Raw genomic sequence first — 20,383 nt, forward strand, 5'->3', positions numbered from 1 at the left:
CTCACGATGAGTGTCCACACAGATTGATATGGTTTAAAAAGTTAAGAGATGCCTATGTCCCGTTCGTCTAGAGGCCTAGGACACCGCCCTTTCACGGCGGTAACAGGGGTTCGACTCCCCTACGGGATACCATCTTTAAACGCATTTTCTTCTTAAGAAAATAAGTGTCTTTAAAAATGGTTTTTTCCTTTTTAGGAAATAAACATGCTCTTTAACAATTTGGAAAGCTGACGAACAACAATGTGATTTCATTGTTGTTCAAATTTAAAAGTTCTCAAATCCTAAGTCTTTATTGATTTAGGTACCAACACACATTCAAGTGTTCTTGGGAATGTATCCTTGCCAGGATGCATTCAAATTTGAGTCCGGCAAAATCGAATGTTATCTCGCTCATAATAAAGAGATAACGCACCTTGGAAACGTCATACTGCAGCGTAGCAACTGCATTGCGTAAGCAAGACCCTTTGGGGTTGTATGGTTAAGTGACTAAGCGTACACGGTGGATGCCTTGGCAGTCAGAGGCGATGAAAGACGTAATAACTTGCGATAAGCCCAGATTAGGTAGTAATAACCATTTGAGTCTGGGATTTCTGAATGGGGAAACCCACGTGCATAAGCACGTATCATTAACTGAATACATAGGTTAATGAGGCAAACTCGGGGAACTGAAACATCTAAGTACCCGAAGGAAGAGAAATCAACCGAGATTCCGAAAGTAGCGGCGAGCGAAATTGGATTAGCCCTTAAGCTTTTAATGCGTCAGGTGAAGAGTCTGGAAAGTCTCGCAGTATAGGGTGATAGCCCCGTAACCGACAACGCATTTTAAGTGAAAACGAGTAAGGCGGGACACGTGATATCCTGTTTGAACATGGGGGGACCATCCTCCAAGGCTAAATACTACTGACTGACCGATAGTGAACCAGTACCGTGAGGGAAAGGCGAAAAGAACCCCTGTGAGGGGAGTGAAATAGAACCTGAAACCGTGTACGTACAAGCAGTAGGAGCGCCTCGAAGCGTGACTGCGTACCTTTTGTATAATGGGTCAGCGACTTAATTTTAGTAGCAAGGTTAACCGTATAGGGGAGCCGTAGGGAAACCGAGTCTTAACTGGGCGTCGAGTTGCTAGAATTAGACCCGAAACCAGGTGATCTAGCCATGGGCAGGTTGAAGGTTGAGTAACATCAACTGGAGGACCGAACCGACTAATGTTGAAAAATTAGCGGATGACTTGTGGCTAGGGGTGAAAGGCCAATCAAACCTGGAGATAGCTGGTTCTCCCCGAAAGCTATTTAGGTAGCGCCTCGGACGAATACCAATGGGGGTAGAGCACTGTTAAGGCTAGGGGGTCATCCCGACTTACCAACCCTTTGCAAACTCCGAATACCATTGAGTACTATCCGGGAGACACACGGCGGGTGCTAACGTCCGTCGTGGAGAGGGAAACAACCCAGACCGCCAGCTAAGGTCCCAAAGTATAGCTAAGTGGGAAACGATGTGGGAAGGCTCAGACAGCCAGGATGTTGGCTTAGAAGCAGCCATCATTTAAAGAAAGCGTAATAGCTCACTGGTCGAGTCGGCCTGCGCGGAAGATGTAACGGGGCTAAGCTATACACCGAAGCTGCGGCTGCATACTTTTGTATGCGGGGTAGGGGAGCGTTCTGTAAGCGGTTGAAGGTGGTCTGTAAGGGCTGCTGGACGTATCAGAAGTGCGAATGCTGACATGAGTAACGATAAAGGGGGTGAAAAACCCCCTCGCCGGAAGACCAAGGGTTCCTGTCCAACGTTAATCGGGGCAGGGTAAGTCGACCCCTAAGGCGAGGCCGAAAGGCGTAGTCGATGGGAAACGGGTTAATATTCCCGTACTTCTTATAATTGCGATGGGGGGACGGAGAAGGCTAGGTGGGCCTGGCGATGGTTGTCCAGGTTCAAGTATGTAGGCGGAAAGTTTAGGTAAATCCGGACTTTCTTAACGCTGAGATACGATGTCGAGCTGCTACGTGCAGTGAAGTCATTGATGCCATGCTTCCAGGAAAAGCCTCTAAGCTTCAGATTATAAGAAATCGTACCCCAAACCGACACAGGTGGTCGGGTAGAGAATACCAAGGCGCTTGAGAGAACTCGGGTGAAGGAACTAGGCAAAATGGTACCGTAACTTCGGGAGAAGGTACGCTCTTGGCGGTGAAGTCCCTTGCGGATGGAGCTACTAGGAGTCGCAGATACCAGGTGGCTGCAACTGTTTATTAAAAACACAGCACTGTGCAAAATCGTAAGATGACGTATACGGTGTGACGCCTGCCCGGTGCCGGAAGGTTAATTGATGGGGTTAGACTTCGGTCGAAGCTCTTGATCGAAGCCCCGGTAAACGGCGGCCGTAACTATAACGGTCCTAAGGTAGCGAAATTCCTTGTCGGGTAAGTTCCGACCTGCACGAATGGCGTAATGATGGCCACGCTGTCTCCACCCGAGACTCAGTGAAATTGAAATCGCTGTGAAGATGCAGTGTACCCGCGGCTAGACGGAAAGACCCCGTGAACCTTTACTACAGCTTGGCACTGAACATTGACCCTACATGTGTAGGATAGGTGGGAGGCTTTGAAGACGGTACGCCAGTATCGTTGGAGCCGTCCTTGAAATACCACCCTTGTAGTGTTGATGTTCTAACTTAGTCCCCTTATCGGGGATGAGGACAGTGCCTGGTGGGTAGTTTGACTGGGGCGGTCTCCTCCCAAAGAGTAACGGAGGAGCACGAAGGTGGGCTAAACACGGTTGGACATCGTGTGGTTAGTGCAATGGCATAAGCCCGCTTGACTGCGAGAATGACAATTCGAGCAGGTGCGAAAGCAGGTCATAGTGATCCGGTGGTTCTGAATGGAAGGGCCATCGCTCAACGGATAAAAGGTACTCCGGGGATAACAGGCTGATACCGCCCAAGAGTTCATATCGACGGCGGTGTTTGGCACCTCGATGTCGGCTCATCACATCCTGGGGCTGAAGTCGGTCCCAAGGGTATGGCTGTTCGCCATTTAAAGTGGTACGCGAGCTGGGTTTAGAACGTCGTGAGACAGTTCGGTCCCTATCTGCCGTGGGCGTTGGAAGATTGAAGGGGGCTGCTCCTAGTACGAGAGGACCGGAGTGGACGAACCTCTGGTGTTCGGGTTGTCATGCCAATGGCATTGCCCGGTAGCTAAGTTCGGAATCGATAACCGCTGAAAGCATCTAAGCGGGAAGCGAGCCCTGAGATGAGTCTTCCCTGGCACTTTAAGTGTCCTAAAGGGTTGTTCGAGACTAGAACGTTGATAGGCAGGGTGTGTAAGTGCTGCGAGGCATTGAGCTAACCTGTACTAATTGCCCGTGAGGCTTAACCATACAACACCCAAGGGGTTTTGTGGACTCAAAGTAGAACTTTGAATGTGTGATACAAACTTTTAAATATAGCTTTCCGAATTTTAAAATTTGCTTGGCGACCATAGCATTGTGGACCCACCTGATTCCATGCCGAACTCAGAAGTGAAACATAATAGCGCCGATGGTAGTGTGGGGTTTCCCCATGTGAGAGTAGGACATCGCCAGGCTTTGATTTTAGACTTGCTTCTAATGAAGCGAGTCACCATAAAGTTCTAATTTATTTAGAGTTTTATGTTGACTTTAACAGTCAGTCGCGTATTATACGCGTCCTGCTTAAGTGCTAAGGCATTCAAAGCAGCGCTCTTTAACAATTTAAACCTATCAATCTGTGTGGGCACTCGTTGATGATAATCGAAAAGATTTATCAATGAACTGAGTGACCAAAACGATGACTTTTAGTCATTGGCACAGTCAATTCATTATCGTTCTGTTGGAACGATAATAGCTTTAAAATTACTTCTTACTTTCGAGTAAGGAACAGTTTTGAAGTCAGTATTCATTGAGCCGAAGCGAAAGCTTCAACAAAACTTTAATTGAAGAGTTTGATCATGGCTCAGATTGAACGCTGGCGGCAGGCCTAACACATGCAAGTCGAGCGGAAACGACAACATTGACCCTTCGGGTGATTTGTTGGGCGTCGAGCGGCGGACGGGTGAGTAATGCCTGGGAAATTGCCCTGATGTGGGGGATAACCATTGGAAACGATGGCTAATACCGCATAACGTCTACGGACCAAAGAGGGGGACCTTCGGGCCTCTCGCTTCAGGATATGCCCAGGTGGGATTAGCTAGTTGGTGAGGTAATGGCTCACCAAGGCGACGATCCCTAGCTGGTCTGAGAGGATGATCAGCCACACTGGAACTGAGACACGGTCCAGACTCCTACGGGAGGCAGCAGTGGGGAATATTGCACAATGGGCGCAAGCCTGATGCAGCCATGCCGCGTGTATGAAGAAGGCCTTCGGGTTGTAAAGTACTTTCAGTCGTGAGGAAGGCATTAGAGTTAATAGCTTTAGTGTTTGACGTTAGCGACAGAAGAAGCACCGGCTAACTCCGTGCCAGCAGCCGCGGTAATACGGAGGGTGCGAGCGTTAATCGGAATTACTGGGCGTAAAGCGCATGCAGGTGGTTTGTTAAGTCAGATGTGAAAGCCCGGGGCTCAACCTCGGAACCGCATTTGAAACTGGCAGGCTAGAGTACTGTAGAGGGGGGTAGAATTTCAGGTGTAGCGGTGAAATGCGTAGAGATCTGAAGGAATACCAGTGGCGAAGGCGGCCCCCTGGACAGATACTGACACTCAGATGCGAAAGCGTGGGGAGCAAACAGGATTAGATACCCTGGTAGTCCACGCCGTAAACGATGTCTACTTGGAGGTTGTGGCCTTGAGCCGTGGCTTTCGGAGCTAACGCGTTAAGTAGACCGCCTGGGGAGTACGGTCGCAAGATTAAAACTCAAATGAATTGACGGGGGCCCGCACAAGCGGTGGAGCATGTGGTTTAATTCGATGCAACGCGAAGAACCTTACCTACTCTTGACATCCAGAGAACTTAGCAGAGATGCTTTGGTGCCTTCGGGAACTCTGAGACAGGTGCTGCATGGCTGTCGTCAGCTCGTGTTGTGAAATGTTGGGTTAAGTCCCGCAACGAGCGCAACCCTTATCCTTGTTTGCCAGCACGTAATGGTGGGAACTCCAGGGAGACTGCCGGTGATAAACCGGAGGAAGGTGGGGACGACGTCAAGTCATCATGGCCCTTACGAGTAGGGCTACACACGTGCTACAATGGCGCATACAGAGGGCAGCCAACCAGCGATGGTGAGCGAATCCCAAAAAGTGCGTCGTAGTCCGGATTGGAGTCTGCAACTCGACTCCATGAAGTCGGAATCGCTAGTAATCGTGAATCAGAATGTCACGGTGAATACGTTCCCGGGCCTTGTACACACCGCCCGTCACACCATGGGAGTGGGCTGCAAAAGAAGTGGGTAGTTTAACCTTTCGAGGAGGACGCTCACCACTTTGTGGTTCATGACTGGGGTGAAGTCGTAACAAGGTAGCCCTAGGGGAACCTGGGGCTGGATCACCTCCTTATACGATGATTACTCACGATGAGTGTCCACACAGATTGATATGGTTTAGAAAGTGAAGAGAGTATTTTGCGAAATGGCACTTGTGCTGTTTTGTGAAAAATTGGGTCTGTAGCTCAGCTGGTTAGAGCGCTCGCCTGATAAGCGGGAGGTCGGTGGTTCAAGTCCACTCAGACCCACCAATTTTTCCTTATACTGCGTTAGATTCTTCGTTGTGTACTGATGTACACGGCCTTTTAATCTGCCTAGTCTAAGAAAAAACACCAAGATGGGGCTATAGCTCAGCTGGGAGAGCGCCTGCCTTGCACGCAGGAGGTCTGCGGTTCGATCCCGCATAGCTCCACCATCTTTAAGTGCACTTCTTATTAAATTAAGAATTAAGTGTCTTTAAAAATGGTTTCGAAAGCTTTATTGCTTAGAAATTCATGCTCTTTAACAATTTGGAAAGCTGACGATAAATAATGTGATTTCATTATTTATCAAATTTAAAAGTTCTCAAATCCTAAGTCTTTATGATTTAGGTACCAACACACATTCAAGTGTTCTTGGGAATGTATCCTTGCCAGGATGCATTCAAATTTGAGTCCGGCAAAATCGAATGTTATCTCGCTCATAATAAAGAGATAACGCACCTTGGAAACGTCATACTGCAGCGTAGCAACTGCATTGCGTTAAGCAAGACCCTTTGGGGTTGTATGGTTAAGTGACTAAGCGTACACGGTGGATGCCTTGGCAGTCAGAGGCGATGAAAGACGTAATAACTTGCGATAAGCCCAGATTAGGTAGTAATAACCATTTGAGTCTGGGATTTCTGAATGGGGAAACCCACGTGCATAAGCACGTATCATTAACTGAATACATAGGTTAATGAGGCAAACTCGGGGAACTGAAACATCTAAGTACCCGAAGGAAGAGAAATCAACCGAGATTCCGAAAGTAGCGGCGAGCGAAATTGGATTAGCCCTTAAGCTTTTAATGCGTCAGGTGAAGAGTCTGGAAAGTCTCGCAGTATAGGGTGATAGCCCCGTAACCGACAACGCATTTTAAGTGAAAACGAGTAAGGCGGGACACGTGATATCCTGTTTGAACATGGGGGGACCATCCTCCAAGGCTAAATACTACTGACTGACCGATAGTGAACCAGTACCGTGAGGGAAAGGCGAAAAGAACCCCTGTGAGGGGAGTGAAATAGAACCTGAAACCGTGTACGTACAAGCAGTAGGAGCGCCTCGAAGCGTGACTGCGTACCTTTTGTATAATGGGTCAGCGACTTAATTTTAGTAGCAAGGTTAACCGTATAGGGGAGCCGTAGGGAAACCGAGTCTTAACTGGGCGTCGAGTTGCTAGAATTAGACCCGAAACCAGGTGATCTAGCCATGGGCAGGTTGAAGGTTGAGTAACATCAACTGGAGGACCGAACCGACTAATGTTGAAAAATTAGCGGATGACTTGTGGCTAGGGGTGAAAGGCCAATCAAACCTGGAGATAGCTGGTTCTCCCCGAAAGCTATTTAGGTAGCGCCTCGGACGAATACCAATGGGGGTAGAGCACTGTTAAGGCTAGGGGGTCATCCCGACTTACCAACCCTTTGCAAACTCCGAATACCATTGAGTACTATCCGGGAGACACACGGCGGGTGCTAACGTCCGTCGTGGAGAGGGAAACAACCCAGACCGCCAGCTAAGGTCCCAAAGTATAGCTAAGTGGGAAACGATGTGGGAAGGCTCAGACAGCCAGGATGTTGGCTTAGAAGCAGCCATCATTTAAAGAAAGCGTAATAGCTCACTGGTCGAGTCGGCCTGCGCGGAAGATGTAACGGGGCTAAGCTATACACCGAAGCTGCGGCTGCATACTTTTGTATGCGGGGTAGGGGAGCGTTCTGTAAGCGGTTGAAGGTGGTCTGTAAGGGCTGCTGGACGTATCAGAAGTGCGAATGCTGACATGAGTAACGATAAAGGGGGTGAAAAACCCCCTCGCCGGAAGACCAAGGGTTCCTGTCCAACGTTAATCGGGGCAGGGTAAGTCGACCCCTAAGGCGAGGCCGAAAGGCGTAGTCGATGGGAAACGGGTTAATATTCCCGTACTTCTTATAATTGCGATGGGGGGACGGAGAAGGCTAGGTGGGCCTGGCGATGGTTGTCCAGGTTCAAGTATGTAGGCGGAAAGTTTAGGTAAATCCGGACTTTCTTAACGCTGAGATACGATGTCGAGCTGCTACGTGCAGTGAAGTCATTGATGCCATGCTTCCAGGAAAAGCCTCTAAGCTTCAGATTATAAGAAATCGTACCCCAAACCGACACAGGTGGTCGGGTAGAGAATACCAAGGCGCTTGAGAGAACTCGGGTGAAGGAACTAGGCAAAATGGTACCGTAACTTCGGGAGAAGGTACGCTCTTGGCGGTGAAGTCCCTTGCGGATGGAGCTACTAGGAGTCGCAGATACCAGGTGGCTGCAACTGTTTATTAAAAACACAGCACTGTGCAAAATCGTAAGATGACGTATACGGTGTGACGCCTGCCCGGTGCCGGAAGGTTAATTGATGGGGTTAGACTTCGGTCGAAGCTCTTGATCGAAGCCCCGGTAAACGGCGGCCGTAACTATAACGGTCCTAAGGTAGCGAAATTCCTTGTCGGGTAAGTTCCGACCTGCACGAATGGCGTAATGATGGCCACGCTGTCTCCACCCGAGACTCAGTGAAATTGAAATCGCTGTGAAGATGCAGTGTACCCGCGGCTAGACGGAAAGACCCCGTGAACCTTTACTACAGCTTGGCACTGAACATTGACCCTACATGTGTAGGATAGGTGGGAGGCTTTGAAGACGGTACGCCAGTATCGTTGGAGCCGTCCTTGAAATACCACCCTTGTAGTGTTGATGTTCTAACTTAGTCCCCTTATCGGGGATGAGGACAGTGCCTGGTGGGTAGTTTGACTGGGGCGGTCTCCTCCCAAAGAGTAACGGAGGAGCACGAAGGTGGGCTAAACACGGTTGGACATCGTGTGGTTAGTGCAATGGCATAAGCCCGCTTGACTGCGAGAATGACAATTCGAGCAGGTGCGAAAGCAGGTCATAGTGATCCGGTGGTTCTGAATGGAAGGGCCATCGCTCAACGGATAAAAGGTACTCCGGGGATAACAGGCTGATACCGCCCAAGAGTTCATATCGACGGCGGTGTTTGGCACCTCGATGTCGGCTCATCACATCCTGGGGCTGAAGTCGGTCCCAAGGGTATGGCTGTTCGCCATTTAAAGTGGTACGCGAGCTGGGTTTAGAACGTCGTGAGACAGTTCGGTCCCTATCTGCCGTGGGCGTTGGAAGATTGAAGGGGGCTGCTCCTAGTACGAGAGGACCGGAGTGGACGAACCTCTGGTGTTCGGGTTGTCATGCCAATGGCATTGCCCGGTAGCTAAGTTCGGAATCGATAACCGCTGAAAGCATCTAAGCGGGAAGCGAGCCCTGAGATGAGTCTTCCCTGGCACTTTAAGTGTCCTAAAGGGTTGTTCGAGACTAGAACGTTGATAGGCAGGGTGTGTAAGTGCTGCGAGGCATTGAGCTAACCTGTACTAATTGCCCGTGAGGCTTAACCATACAACACCCAAGGGGTTTTGTGGACTCAAAGTAGAACTTTGAATGTGTGATACAAACTTTTAAATATAGCTTTCCGAATTTTAAAATTTGCTTGGCGACCATAGCATTGTGGACCCACCTGATTCCATGCCGAACTCAGAAGTGAAACATAATAGCGCCGATGGTAGTGTGGGGTTTCCCCATGTGAGAGTAGGACATCGCCAGGCTTTAAATTAGATTGTATTGAAGCAACGCGAGTAAGACTTCAAGACAATAACAAATTGGTGCGGAGTGGTAGTTCAGTTGGTTAGAATACCGGCCTGTCACGCCGGGGGTCGCGGGTTCGAGTCCCGTCCACTCCGCCACTTATTCTGAAGACCTCGCTTTATGCGAGGTTTTTTCAGATTTAAGAAACCGAAAAATTTTAGGGGTGTAGCTCCAATTGGCAGAGCAGCGGATTCCAAATCCGCGTGTTGGGAGTTCGAATCTCTCCACCCCTGCCATATAGAAGGCCTTAGCAGAAATGCTAAGGCCTTTTTGTTTTTACTAGCTTAAAAATATCTGTACGTTATTCCTACCTGCTAGAACCTAGAACCTAGAACCTAGAACCTAGAACCTAGAACCTAGAACCTAGAACCTAGAACCTAGAACCTAGAACCTAGAACCTAGAACCTAGAACCTAGAACCTAGAACCTAGAACCAAATAAAAAGGCCCCTATGTTTCCATAGGAGCCTCTTATTCTACATATCTGCCACATCAGTACTAAAGCAACTGCTTGAGGACTCTATCAGCCTGTACGCGCGTTATTTTACGCAGTAGTTTCTGCACGGCTTCAGGATAATGTTCAATCTTTTCAATATGTTTGTAGCTTCCAATACGCTGAGTATTCTCGATGATATTTTCAAACTCTTGCTCAAATTGCGACTTTAAATAACCTTGTGGATCTCTGATCAATAAGGCGTTTTCCAAGTCCAGTTTCCATGCTCTAGGGTTTAGGTTGTTGCCGGTGAGCAGCATGTTTTGCTTATCGACCCATAACCCCTTCAAGTGGTAACTATTGGCATCGTGCTTCCAAAGAAGGATGTCCAACTTGCGACACGCAATATTCGCCTCATTCGCTTTCAAGAAACGGCGTAGATTCATCTCATACAGATAAGGTAATCCACCAACGGTTTTAAACTCTTCTTCGGGATCTATGAAGAAGTCGTTGGCAGTTTTGTCACCCACTACAACCGTTACTTTAACGCCGCGTCGAAGGGCTTTCTTTAGCTCCTTAGCGACACTTTTAGGGAAGTTAAAGTAAGGCGTACATATGGTAATTTCATCTTTGGCATCACGTAGTAATTGAACGATCGCCATGTTTAGAAGATTTCTACGCTTACCTACACCAACAATCGGGGTAATCGCGATTTTGTCTTCGGTAACATCTGCACAATCAAAGCGGTAGTTGGTGACTGCAAGACTTGCTCGCAATTGACGAATTGCACCTTTCAATGACTTGGTTGCTGGACGCTCTTTTTCTGTCAGTGTGTTCACTGCAGGGTTTTTAATGAGTGCGTCCATAATGTAATTAGCCATAGCATCGGCAATTGCTGGGCTATTGATTAAGTGGTATCGATCAAAGCGATACTTTTCTTGCTGGTGCAGATAGATATTGTTAATACTTGCGCCACTATAAAGAACTGTATCATCAAAGATAAAGCCTTTAAGGTGCAGTACACCGAACACTTCTTTACCACGAACAGGTACACCATAAACGGGGACTGTGTGTTTGTGAGATTCAGCCATCTTCGTGTACATTGCAGCATTGCCATCAGATGACTCAGCACCTATCAGCCCGCGTTGAGCTCTATGCCAATCTACACAGATCTGAACATCTAATCCTGGATTAGCTTGTTTTGCCTTGTAGATCTCACCAAAGACCTCTCGTCCTGCTTCGTCGTCCTCAAGATACAAGGCGGCAATGTAGATACGCTTCTTGGCTGTTTTGATAAGCTCTAATAGCTGAGCTTTGAACTCTTTAGCCGAATAAAGTGTTCTAAAGTCTTTTGGATCAACGGGAACTGCTTCTAGTCCATCGATGACATTCTTAGCTAAAACCATTATGAATATTGAGTCCTGTAAAGGGCTGATTTAGCCTGTTATTTTACCAAATTTGCAGCTTTAGTGCCTAGATGAATTGGTAAACAATTATCTTGAAATTAGTTAACTGTGATATTTCATGATAATTAGTGGCTTTCCCGTCTGAGTGTAGCGCAAATATAGCTTGGCTAAGGCAGAAGGGAGCTGTTCAACTCGAATAGTTGTAAATCCGTGAGCGCTGTACAGTTCCTCTAGGTGTTCATAAGCAAAACAGAAAACCTGGTCATGCAGAATGTCTTTCTGGCTAAAGCGCAAAAGCTGTGAGGCAATGCCTTGATTCCGCACTTCTGGAACAACCAGCATACCGGTTAGCAACTGCCATTTATCAACCTCACGGTACCGTACAACACCTACAATTTTTGAGTTTTGCTCGGCGACAATGATCTTCTCTCCTGCCTTTATCTTGGTAGAAGGGTAGTGAGACTTGTATAACTTCTTTAGGAGCGGCAAACGCAATGGCTCCAGATCTTTGATAATCAGACTGTTCATTAATTAACTGCGGAATTGAGTTTGTTCCAGTATTATAAGGGAAAGTTGAAAATACTACCCTTTGGAATCCCGACAAGGGAATGGAACAATTAATTCTATGATGCATATTACCCCTCAAGCGGAACTCTCTCCCTACCATACATTTTCAATTCAAACAGACTGCGACTTTCTTGTAGAAGCACGTTCAGTAAACGATCTTATTGAGATCTATCGTAATCCGGATTGGAAAGATCTGCCTAAGCTCCCTTTAGGCACGGGGAGTAACATGCTCTTTACTGATTACTTTGCCGGAGTAGCAGTACTGAATCGATTGAAGGGTAAACACGTTACGGAAGATGAAAGCTTCTATTATCTTGAGGTTGCGGCCGGAGAAGATTGGCCTGAGCTTGTTCAATGGACCGTCGAAAAGGGAATGCCGGGCTTGGAAAACTTGGCCTTGATTCCAGGCTGTGCAGGTACGGCGCCTATCCAAAATATCGGAGCTTATGGCTTAGAACTGAAAGACGTATGTGACTTTGTAGAGTATTTAGACTTGCAGTCATTCACAGTGAAAAGACTGGCTTCGGAGCAATGCCAGTTTGGCTATCGCGACTCCATATTTAAACAACAGTTATCTGGTAAGGCACTGATTACTAAGGTTGGTTTTAAGTTATCAAAAAACTGGAGCCCTAGAACTGCCTATGGCGCACTGCAACAGTTAATTGAAGGTGAACCAACCGCGCAAAAGATCTTTGATGCAGTTTGTCAGGTTCGCCAGTCAAAACTTCCAGACCCAAGAGTCATGGGTAATGCAGGCAGTTTCTTCAAAAATCCAGTTATCTCTAGTACTCAATTTGATGAGCTAAAACTGCACTATCCAAGCATCGTTGGTTACCCTGCGGGAGATGGCATTAAGGTTGCCGCCGGTTGGCTTATAGATAACGCCAACCTCAAGGGGTACTCCCATGGAGGTGCTCGAGTTCACGATCAGCAGGCCTTGGTCATCGTTAATTTCAATGATGCGACGGCTGATGATGTGTTGTCTGTCGCTTGGCATGTGAAGCAAACAGTATGGCAGAAGTATCAAATTGCCTTGGAGCATGAAGTCCGTTTCATGGGGCGAACGCAAGAAACCAACCTCGACGCTATTTTTGAAGGTAAAGACAATGAAAGACTTTAGCTTCAAACTTAAATTAATTCAGGAGCTTAGCAAAGGCGATTTTTGTTCAGGCGAGCAATTGGGCGAGCATTTTGGCGTCTCTAGAGCGGCTATTGCGAGACACATTAAATCCATTCAAGAGCTTGGTATTGATATCTATAGTGTCAAGGGAAAGGGATATAGGCTAGAGCAACCTCTGGATCTATTAGATGACCAGTTGCTGGTTAAAGAGCTAGGACTACCTATAGAAGTCATTCCTGTTATTGATTCGACAAATCAACATATGTTGGGGCAAAAAGAGCTTCAATCTGGCAGTGTCTGCGTCGCCGAATATCAAACCCAAGGGCGGGGGCGTCGTGGACGCGAGTGGGTCTCTCCGTTTGGTTCAAATATTTACTACTCGATGTATTGGCGCCTTGAAGCGGGTCTTCCTGCGGCTATGGGGATAAGCTTGGTCATTGGTCTCGCTCTTGTCGATGCCCTTGAAGAGTTAGGCATACAAGGTCTTAAGCTTAAATGGCCAAACGACGTGTATTTTGACAATAAGAAGCTTGCCGGCATATTGGTTGAGTTGTCAGGGCAGGCGGGTGATGCTGCTAATTTAGTGATAGGTATTGGGCTCAATGTATCAATGCCAGAGCATGTACAAGGAATTGGACAGCCTTGGACGAGCCTAAAAGAGATATCAGGCGATCAGGGCATCTCTCGAAATGAGATTGTGATTGCGATGACAAGGAAATTGCATGATGCGATCAACATCTATGAGCATCAGGGGCTGAAGCCATTTCTAGAGCAATGGAACCAGTACGATAACTTTTTGGAGCAACCGATTAAACTGATTATGGGTAACCGAGAAGTTACCGGCATATGCAAAGGCATCGATCAACAAGGTGCCTTACTACTCGATACTGGTAACCAGATTGAATCGTTTATCGGTGGAGAAATATCCGTTAGATCAGCTTCTTAGTAGGATTTGGTCAACTTTATGATCAATTCCTTTCCTTAGGATAAGGTTCGCTCTAATTTTTGTTGGCAGTATATTGGACACTAGATTTTTTCCGTTAATATCTGCCCATATGGAACAGGCTTTAGCGACGGCCTGTTCTTCGCTCAATTTAGTGTAGTGACCAAAATATGAGTTGGGCTTTTTGAATGCCCCAGAACGAAACTTTAAAAAACGCTCTACATACCACTGCTGAATCAAGGTGCTATCGGCGTCCACATAAATGGAAAAATCAAGGAAGTCAGAAACGAATACGCGATGCGGCTGCTCCGGATAGTCCATTCCAGATTGAAGTACGTTCAGCCCTTCTAAGATTAAAATATCCGGCCTATCAACCACTTCTACCTCATCAGTGATGTTGTAGGTAAGGTGAGAATAAATTGGAGCTTCTACCTTTTCTTTGCCGGCCTTAACATCCGAAACGAAATCAACGAGCTTTTGAATATCGTAAGACTCAGGGAAGCCCTTGCGGTGCATGATCCCTCTTTCTTCTAACACTTCGTTAGGGTAGAGAAAGCCGTCCGTAGTGATCAGAGCAACCTTAGGGTGATCTCCCCAGCGAGAGAGCAAAGCTTGCATTACACGAGCCGTTGTACTCTTGCCTACAGCGACGCTACCAGCGATTCCTACAATGAAAGGGCTGTGACCGTCCTCTTTATTCAAGAAAGTGTCTAAGACACGCTGACGACGTTGCTGGGAGCCTGCATGCAGGTTTAGAAGTCGAGATAGGGGAAGGTATATTTCTTCTACTTCGCGAGTATCCAATTTTTCATTGATACCACGTAGCTCTACAATGTCCGAATCAGATAACACCATAGGTACAGATGCTCTTAGCTCTGCCCATTCGTGTCGGTTGAAATTTATGTGTGGATTCATTGATTTGAGCCTTCCTTTTCTTCATCGCCTCAACATACATGAAGGGATAAATATTTCAATTGTGCGACGGCAAAGCTGTGGTGATTTTCCTTGCATCTGCTGAAAAATTAGCCGTGGCTCAATGTAAACGTAAAAACTGATGATTTTTTGCATTTTCTTATTGCAAGGTTCGAAATCATCCAATAGAATGCGCTCCACTTATGTGCCGACTTAGCTCAGTAGGTAGAGCAACTGACTTGTAATCAGTAGGTCACCAGTTCGATTCCGGTAGTCGGCACCACTTTCTTTATGAAAGCACAATTTGGTGGGGTTCCCGAGTGGCCAAAGGGATCAGACTGTAAATCTGACGGCACTGCCTTCGATGGTTCGAATCCATCTCCCACCACCAGTTTCTTAAGGAAATAGCTCGAAGAGTTACGTGTTGCGGGCATCGTATAATGGCTATTACCTCAGCCTTCCAAGCTGATGATGCGGGTTCGATTCCCGCTGCCCGCTCCAACCTATCGTGTGCTGATATAGCTCAGTTGGTAGAGCGCACCCTTGGTAAGGGTGAGGTCGGCGGTTCAAATCCGCCTATCAGCACCAGCTCTCAAGCAAATATTTCCTTTTGATATATACTTTACATCCAATTTATTTGGTTGCGTGGTCTACAAAGCCACTTTATAAACCGTACCTAGAGGAACACGCTCGTGTCTAAAGAAAAATTTGAACGTACGAAACCGCACGTAAACGTTGGTACTATCGGCCACGTTGACCACGGTAAAACAACTCTAACTGCAGCTATCTGTACTACTCTTTCAAAAGTATACGGTGGTGAAGCTAAAGATTTCGCATCTATCGATAATGCTCCTGAAGAGCGTGAGCGCGGTATCACAATCGCTACTTCTCACGTTGAGTACGATACTCCTGAACGTCACTACGCACACGTAGATTGTCCTGGACACGCCGATTATGTTAAAAACATGATCACTGGTGCTGCTCAAATGGACGGCGGTATCCTAGTTGTTGCTGCGACTGATGGCCCTATGCCTCAAACTCGTGAGCACATCCTACTTGGTCGTCAGGTTGGTATCCCTTACATCATCGTATTCATGAACAAATGTGACATGGTTGATGATGAAGAACTACTTGAGTTAGTAGAAATGGAAGTTCGTGAACTTCTTTCTGAGTACGATTACCCAGGTGATGATCTACCAGTAATCCAAGGTTCTGCACTTGGCGCTCTAAACGGCGAAAAGCAGTGGGAAGACAAAATCGTTGAGCTTGCAGAAGCACTAGATTCTTACATTCCACTTCCAGAGCGTGCTGTTGACCAACCGTTCCTACTTCCTATTGAAGATGTATTCTCAATTCAAGGTCGTGGTACTGTTGTTACTGGTCGTATCGAGCGCGGTATCCTACGTGTAGGTGACGAAGTAGAAATCGTTGGTATCAAAGAGACTACTCTTACTACTTGTACTGGTGTTGAAATGTTCCGTAAGCTGCTTGACGAAGGTCGTGCAGGTGAGAACGTTGGTGCACTACTACGTGGTACTAAGCGTGATGACGTTGAACGTGGCCAAGTACTTGCTGCTAAAGGTTCTATCAACCCACACACTAAGTTTGAGTCAGAAGTGTACGTTCTTTCTAAAGATGAAGGCGGCCGTCACACTCCTTTCTTCAAAGGTTACCGTCCACAGTTCTACTTCCGTACAACTGACGTAACAGGCGACATCACTCTACCTGAAGGCGTAGAGATGGTAATGCCAGGCGACAACATCCAAATGACTGTTGAGCTAATCGCTCCAATCGCAATGGATGAAGGTCTACGTTTCGCAATCCGCGAAGGTGGCCGTACCGTTGGTGCTGGTGTTGTTGCTAAGATTTTCGATTAATAATTGACGAAATCTAAACAAAAGGGCATCATTTGATGCCCTTTTTCTGCGCTACTGTTTATGATTAGAAGATAAAATGGTCTTTTTATCGTCTAACAAGCAAAGAATTTTGAGAATTTTCATTTCTATTGTGGGTTTTATAGCCTGTATTAGAAAGAAAGTTCGGAAAGAAGGTGTTGATTTTCAACACTAATGAATAGGCCCTGCAACAGCGGGGTTATTGTCGTCTATAGTAAGACTTGTCACAGGTTAGTTTTATGAAAGCAAATGCAGAAACTCCTGATAGCTCAAGTGCAGCAGACATCTTCAAGTGGATTGTCGCTTTTGCTCTGCTAGCCGCTGCTGTTGTGGGAAATTACCTGTATGGTGAAATGTCAGTAGTAGCTCGCGCTGCTGGTGTGGTTGTATTAATTGCAATCGCTCTAGGTGTAGCCGCTACGACTACTAAAGGTAAAGCTGCGATCGTATTTGCACGTGAATCTCGTATGGAGATTCGCAAGGTTGTTTGGCCAACGCGCCAAGAAACTCTGCAAACTACATTGATCGTATTGGCTGTAAGTATTGTTATGGCTCTAGCGCTTTGGGGCATTGACGGAATTATGGTTCGTCTTGTTGCTCTAGCGACTGGGGTGTGAGGGTTTTAATTCATGAGTGAAGCTCCAAAGAAACGTTGGTACGTGGTTCAAGCCTTTTCTGGTTTTGAAGGTCGCGTAGCAAACTCTCTTCGTGAATATATCAGAATGCATGATATGGAAGAACTGTTTGGCGAAGTATTGGTTCCAACTGAAGAAGTTGTCGAAATGCGCGCTGGTCAGCGTCGTAAGAGTGAACGTAAATTCTTCCCAGGTTATGTACTTGTTCAAATGATTATGAACGATGAATCATGGCACCTAGTACGTAGCGTTCCACGCGTTATGGGCTTTATTGGTGGAACTTCAGATAAACCTGCACCTATCACGGACAAAGAAGCTGACGCTATCTTAAATCGTCTTGAGAAGGCAAGTGAAGCTCCTCGCCCTCGTACAATGTACGAAGCGGGTGAGATTGTTCGTGTATGCGATGGTCCATTTGCTGACTTCAACGGTACAGTTGAAGAAGTGGATTATGAGAAGAGCCGTCTTAAAGTGTCTGTATCGATCTTCGGTCGTGCAACACCGGTAGAACTCGAATTTGGTCAAGTTGAAAAAGTTGACTAAAAAATAGGCTTTAGGGCTTGTTTGAGGCGCGAATTGTATCTATAATTCGCGCCTCTTTACTTCCTTATGTGAAGTAAAGCGTTTTTAAAACAACGGGGAGCTGGCCGTAAGGCAGCGTTACTACCCAAAATTAGGAAATATCATGGCTAAGAAAGTTGAAGCTTATATCAAACTGCAAGTTGCAGCAGGTATGGCAAACCCGTCGCCACCGGTTGGTCCTGCACTAGGTCAACACGGCGTGAACATCATGGAATTCTGTAAAGCGTTCAACGCAAAAACAGAATCTGTTGAAAAAGGTCTACCAATCCCAGTTGTTATCTCTGTATACAACGACCGTTCTTTCACGTTCGAAACTAAGACTCCACCTGCAGCAGTTCTTCTGCTTAAAGCAGCTGGCATTAAGTCTGGTTCTGGTCGTCCGAATACTGAGAAAGTGGGTACTGTTACCGACGCTCAAATTCAAGAGATCGCAGAAACTAAAGCTGCAGACATGACTGGCGCTGACATCGAAGCGATGAAACGCACTATCGCGGGTACTGCTCGTTCAATGGGCCTAGTGGTAGAGGGTTAATAAGATGGCAAAACTTACTAAGCGTATGCGCGTTATTCGCGACAAAGTTGATGTTACTAAAGAGTACGAAATCAACGAAGCAGTTGCTCTTCTTAAAGAACTAGCGACTGCTAAATTCAATGAAAGTGTTGACGTTGCTGTTAACCTTGGCATTGATGCTCGTAAATCAGACCAAAACGTACGTGGTGCAACTGTACTACCTCACGGTACTGGTCGTGACATTCGTGTTGCTGTGTTCACCCAAGGTGCAAACGCAGAAGCTGCGAAAGAAGCTGGTGCTGACATCGTTGGTATGGAAGACCTAGCTGAGCAAGTTAAGAAGGGTGTAATGGACTTCGACGTAGTTGTTGCTTCTCCGGATGCAATGCGCGTAGTTGGTCAACTTGGTACTATCCTAGGTCCACGTGGCCTTATGCCAAACCCTAAAGTTGGTACTGTAACTCCTAACGTTGCTCAAGCGGTTAAGAACGCTAAAGCTGGTCAGGTTCGTTACCGTAACGACAAAAATGGCATCATTCACACTACTATCGGTAAAGCATCTTTTGAAACTGCACAGATTCAAGAGAACTTAGAAGCACTACTAATTGCTCTTAAGAAAGCTAAGCCGTCTTCTGCTAAAGGTACATTCCTGCAGAAGATTAGCATCTCTACTACTATGGGTGCTGGTGTTGCTGTTGATCAGGCTAGCCTGAACACGCAAGCATAATCTTGCGTAGGCGCGAAATTAGTGTATAATCTCGCGCCTAATATTTGTGGTTGGGGCTGACTCAAACATCTCGATGTAAGAGTGAGTCTCCGTCCAAGACCGTAGGTGTTACAAGTTATTTTTAACGATGTAGCTTAATAGTATACCTACGTAGATGGTGCCCGAACTGACAGAAAGCCAAGCTTGAAAAAGATTGCCTTTCTTCTGGGACTGCACTGTTTTTACTCTCACCAATTTTGGTGAGTGGTGTAACGACAACCAGGAGTAAATCCAAAATGGCTTTAAACCTTCAAGACAAAAAAGCAATTGTTGCTGAAGTCAACGAAGCTGCCAGTGGTGCACTTTCTGCAGTTGTAGCTGATTCTCGTGGCGTTCCTGTTGGCGCAATGACTTCTCTACGTAAACAAGCTCGTGAAGCGGGTGTTTACATGAGAGTTGTGCGTAACACACTAGCACGCCGTGCAATGGAAGGTACTGAGTACGAGTGTCTAACTGACACTTTCACTGGTCCTACTCTAGTTGCATTCTCTAACGAGCACCCAGGTGCTGCAGCGCGTCTTTTCAAAGACTTCGCTAAAGAGAACAAAGATTTCGAGATCAAAGCTGCTGCATTTGAAGGCGCGGTTACTGACGCAGATGTATTAGCGACACTACCAACTTACGACGAAGCTATCGCACGCCTAATGATGTGCATGAAAGAAGCTTCTGCAGGCAAGCTGGTACGTACTATCGCTGCACTACGCGATCAAAAAGAAGAAGCAGCGGCTTAAGCCTTGCTTTTTACTGGTTGCAAAATAAACTTATTGTTGACTTAAAAGAGAATTGTTATGTCTATTACTAACGAGCAAATCCTAGACGCAGTTGCAGAAATGTCTGTAATGCAAGTTGTTGAGCTTATCGAAGCTATGGAAGAAAAATTCGGCGTATCTGCTGCAGCTGCAGTAGTTGCTGGCGGCGCAGCTGGCGGCGACGCTGCTGAAGAGCAAACTGAATTTGACGTAGTTCTTACTGCTATCGGCGGTAACAAAGTACAAGTTATCAAAGCAGTACGTGGCGCTACAGGTCTAGGCCTTAAAGAAGCTAAAGCTCTAGTTGATGGTGCTCCAGCACCGCTTAAAGAAGCTGTTTCTAAAGAAGAAGCAGAAGCTCTTAAAGCTACTCTAGAAGAAGCTGGTGCTTCTGTTGAAGTTAAGTAATTATTACTTAGTTTCTTAGCCGAATGGCTAATGGCTGGTGGTTTATTAACCACCGGCCTTTTTGCGCTGTAGGGCACGGGTGTTTTTCTCTGTTTAGCCACCTGTATCCGCGCATAACACTTCGATTATTTATCGAAGT

Annotated in this window: 12 protein-coding genes, 9 tRNA genes and 5 rRNA genes; 23 read left to right on the forward strand and 3 right to left on the reverse strand. The window is 46.6% G+C overall.

All coding sequences use genetic code 11. The annotated features are described in order from the left end of the window. Positions 1–56: 56 nt before the first annotated feature. The 10 genes from OCU35_RS00485 (at position 57) to OCU35_RS00530 (ending at position 9,555) form a co-directional block, all read left to right on the forward strand. Positions 57–132, forward strand: a tRNA-Glu gene (locus OCU35_RS00485). A 344-nt stretch (positions 133–476) separates the two neighbouring features. Continuing rightward, positions 477–3,366 (forward strand): 23S ribosomal RNA (locus OCU35_RS00490). A gap of 90 nt (positions 3,367–3,456) precedes the next feature. After that, positions 3,457–3,572 (forward strand): 5S ribosomal RNA (gene rrf, locus OCU35_RS00495). 363 nt (positions 3,573–3,935) lie between these two features. Further along, positions 3,936–5,490 (forward strand): 16S ribosomal RNA (locus OCU35_RS00500). A gap of 101 nt (positions 5,491–5,591) precedes the next feature. Next, positions 5,592–5,668 (forward strand) — tRNA-Ile (locus OCU35_RS00505). 88 nt (positions 5,669–5,756) lie between these two features. Beyond that, positions 5,757–5,832 (forward strand) — tRNA-Ala (locus tag OCU35_RS00510). A gap of 351 nt (positions 5,833–6,183) precedes the next feature. After that, a 23S ribosomal RNA gene (locus tag OCU35_RS00515) occupies positions 6,184–9,073 on the forward strand. A 90-nt stretch (positions 9,074–9,163) separates the two neighbouring features. Then, positions 9,164–9,279: ribosomal RNA gene (gene rrf / locus OCU35_RS00520) — 5S ribosomal RNA — on the forward strand. The 16S, 23S and 5S rRNA genes sit together here with 5 tRNA genes alongside, the layout of an rRNA operon. Positions 9,280–9,340: 61 nt before the next feature. Then, a tRNA-Asp gene (locus OCU35_RS00525) sits at positions 9,341–9,417 on the forward strand. Between the two features lie 61 nt (positions 9,418–9,478). Further along, a tRNA-Trp gene (locus OCU35_RS00530) sits at positions 9,479–9,555 on the forward strand. 260 nt (positions 9,556–9,815) lie between these two features. Here the strand turns inward: OCU35_RS00530 and pssA are convergent. Together pssA and OCU35_RS00540 are read right to left on the reverse strand one after the other, a co-directional pair. Then, on the reverse strand, positions 9,816–11,156 hold the full coding sequence (pssA, locus tag OCU35_RS00535; RefSeq protein WP_065210310.1) for a CDP-diacylglycerol--serine O-phosphatidyltransferase: 1,341 nt from the start codon (positions 11,154–11,156) through the stop codon (positions 9,816–9,818). A gap of 102 nt (positions 11,157–11,258) precedes the next feature. Beyond that, complete coding sequence (locus tag OCU35_RS00540; protein WP_261825492.1) at positions 11,259–11,684, reverse strand: GNAT family N-acetyltransferase; 426 nt, start codon at positions 11,682–11,684, stop codon at positions 11,259–11,261. 97 nt (positions 11,685–11,781) lie between these two features. On the opposite strand from OCU35_RS00540, the gene murB reads away from it, so the two are divergent. Continuing rightward, complete coding sequence (gene murB, locus OCU35_RS00545; RefSeq protein ID WP_261825493.1) at positions 11,782–12,843, forward strand: UDP-N-acetylmuramate dehydrogenase; 1,062 nt, start codon at positions 11,782–11,784, stop codon at positions 12,841–12,843. Next, positions 12,830–13,789 carry a bifunctional biotin--[acetyl-CoA-carboxylase] ligase/biotin operon repressor BirA gene (gene birA, locus OCU35_RS00550; RefSeq protein WP_017032434.1) on the forward strand — a complete coding sequence of 320 codons (960 nt, stop codon included), beginning with the start codon at positions 12,830–12,832 and terminating at the stop codon, positions 13,787–13,789. Before murB ends, birA begins: the two co-directional genes overlap by 14 nt. On the opposite strand, the gene coaA is transcribed toward birA, so the two are convergent. After that, positions 13,778–14,701, reverse strand: coding sequence for a type I pantothenate kinase (gene coaA / locus OCU35_RS00555; RefSeq protein WP_017032433.1), 924 nt, complete (start codon positions 14,699–14,701; stop codon positions 13,778–13,780). The two genes, birA and coaA, sit on opposite strands and share 12 nt — an antisense overlap. A gap of 204 nt (positions 14,702–14,905) precedes the next feature. Here coaA and OCU35_RS00560 point away from each other — a divergent pair. The 11 genes from OCU35_RS00560 to rplL all read left to right on the forward strand — a co-directional run bounded on the left by OCU35_RS00560 (position 14,906) and on the right by rplL (position 20,244). After that, a tRNA-Thr gene (locus OCU35_RS00560) sits at positions 14,906–14,981 on the forward strand. Between the two features lie 23 nt (positions 14,982–15,004). Further along, a tRNA-Tyr gene (locus tag OCU35_RS00565) sits at positions 15,005–15,089 on the forward strand. 35 nt (positions 15,090–15,124) lie between these two features. Continuing rightward, positions 15,125–15,199, forward strand: a tRNA-Gly gene (locus tag OCU35_RS00570). Positions 15,200–15,210: 11 nt separating this feature from the next. Next, positions 15,211–15,286 (forward strand) — tRNA-Thr (locus OCU35_RS00575). 104 nt (positions 15,287–15,390) lie between these two features. Next, positions 15,391–16,575, forward strand: a complete 1,185-nt coding sequence (gene tuf, locus OCU35_RS00580) for an elongation factor Tu (RefSeq protein ID WP_065210307.1) — start codon at positions 15,391–15,393, stop codon at positions 16,573–16,575. Positions 16,576–16,832: 257 nt separating this feature from the next. Then, positions 16,833–17,210, forward strand: coding sequence for a preprotein translocase subunit SecE (gene secE / locus OCU35_RS00585; protein ID WP_017026983.1), 378 nt, complete (start codon positions 16,833–16,835; stop codon positions 17,208–17,210). A 12-nt stretch (positions 17,211–17,222) separates the two neighbouring features. Further along, complete coding sequence (nusG, locus tag OCU35_RS00590; protein WP_017026984.1) at positions 17,223–17,771, forward strand: transcription termination/antitermination protein NusG; 549 nt, start codon at positions 17,223–17,225, stop codon at positions 17,769–17,771. A gap of 142 nt (positions 17,772–17,913) precedes the next feature. Next, on the forward strand, positions 17,914–18,342 hold the full coding sequence (gene rplK / locus OCU35_RS00595; RefSeq protein WP_017026985.1) for a 50S ribosomal protein L11: 429 nt from the start codon (positions 17,914–17,916) through the stop codon (positions 18,340–18,342). 4 nt (positions 18,343–18,346) lie between these two features. After that, positions 18,347–19,048, forward strand: coding sequence for a 50S ribosomal protein L1 (rplA, locus tag OCU35_RS00600; RefSeq protein ID WP_017026986.1), 702 nt, complete (start codon positions 18,347–18,349; stop codon positions 19,046–19,048). Positions 19,049–19,323: 275 nt separating this feature from the next. Further along, the gene (gene rplJ, locus OCU35_RS00605) at positions 19,324–19,818 is read left to right on the forward strand and encodes a 50S ribosomal protein L10 (RefSeq protein WP_017032431.1); all 495 of its coding nucleotides are present in this window, start codon (positions 19,324–19,326) and stop codon (positions 19,816–19,818) included. Between the two features lie 57 nt (positions 19,819–19,875). Further along, positions 19,876–20,244: a 50S ribosomal protein L7/L12 gene (gene rplL, locus OCU35_RS00610; RefSeq protein WP_017032430.1), complete on the forward strand. Its 369-nt coding sequence runs from the start codon at positions 19,876–19,878 to the stop codon at positions 20,242–20,244. Positions 20,245–20,383: the final 139 nt, after the last annotated feature.

This window comes from Vibrio breoganii, from assembly GCF_024346795.1.
Lineage (GTDB): Bacteria > Pseudomonadota > Gammaproteobacteria > Enterobacterales > Vibrionaceae > Vibrio > Vibrio breoganii.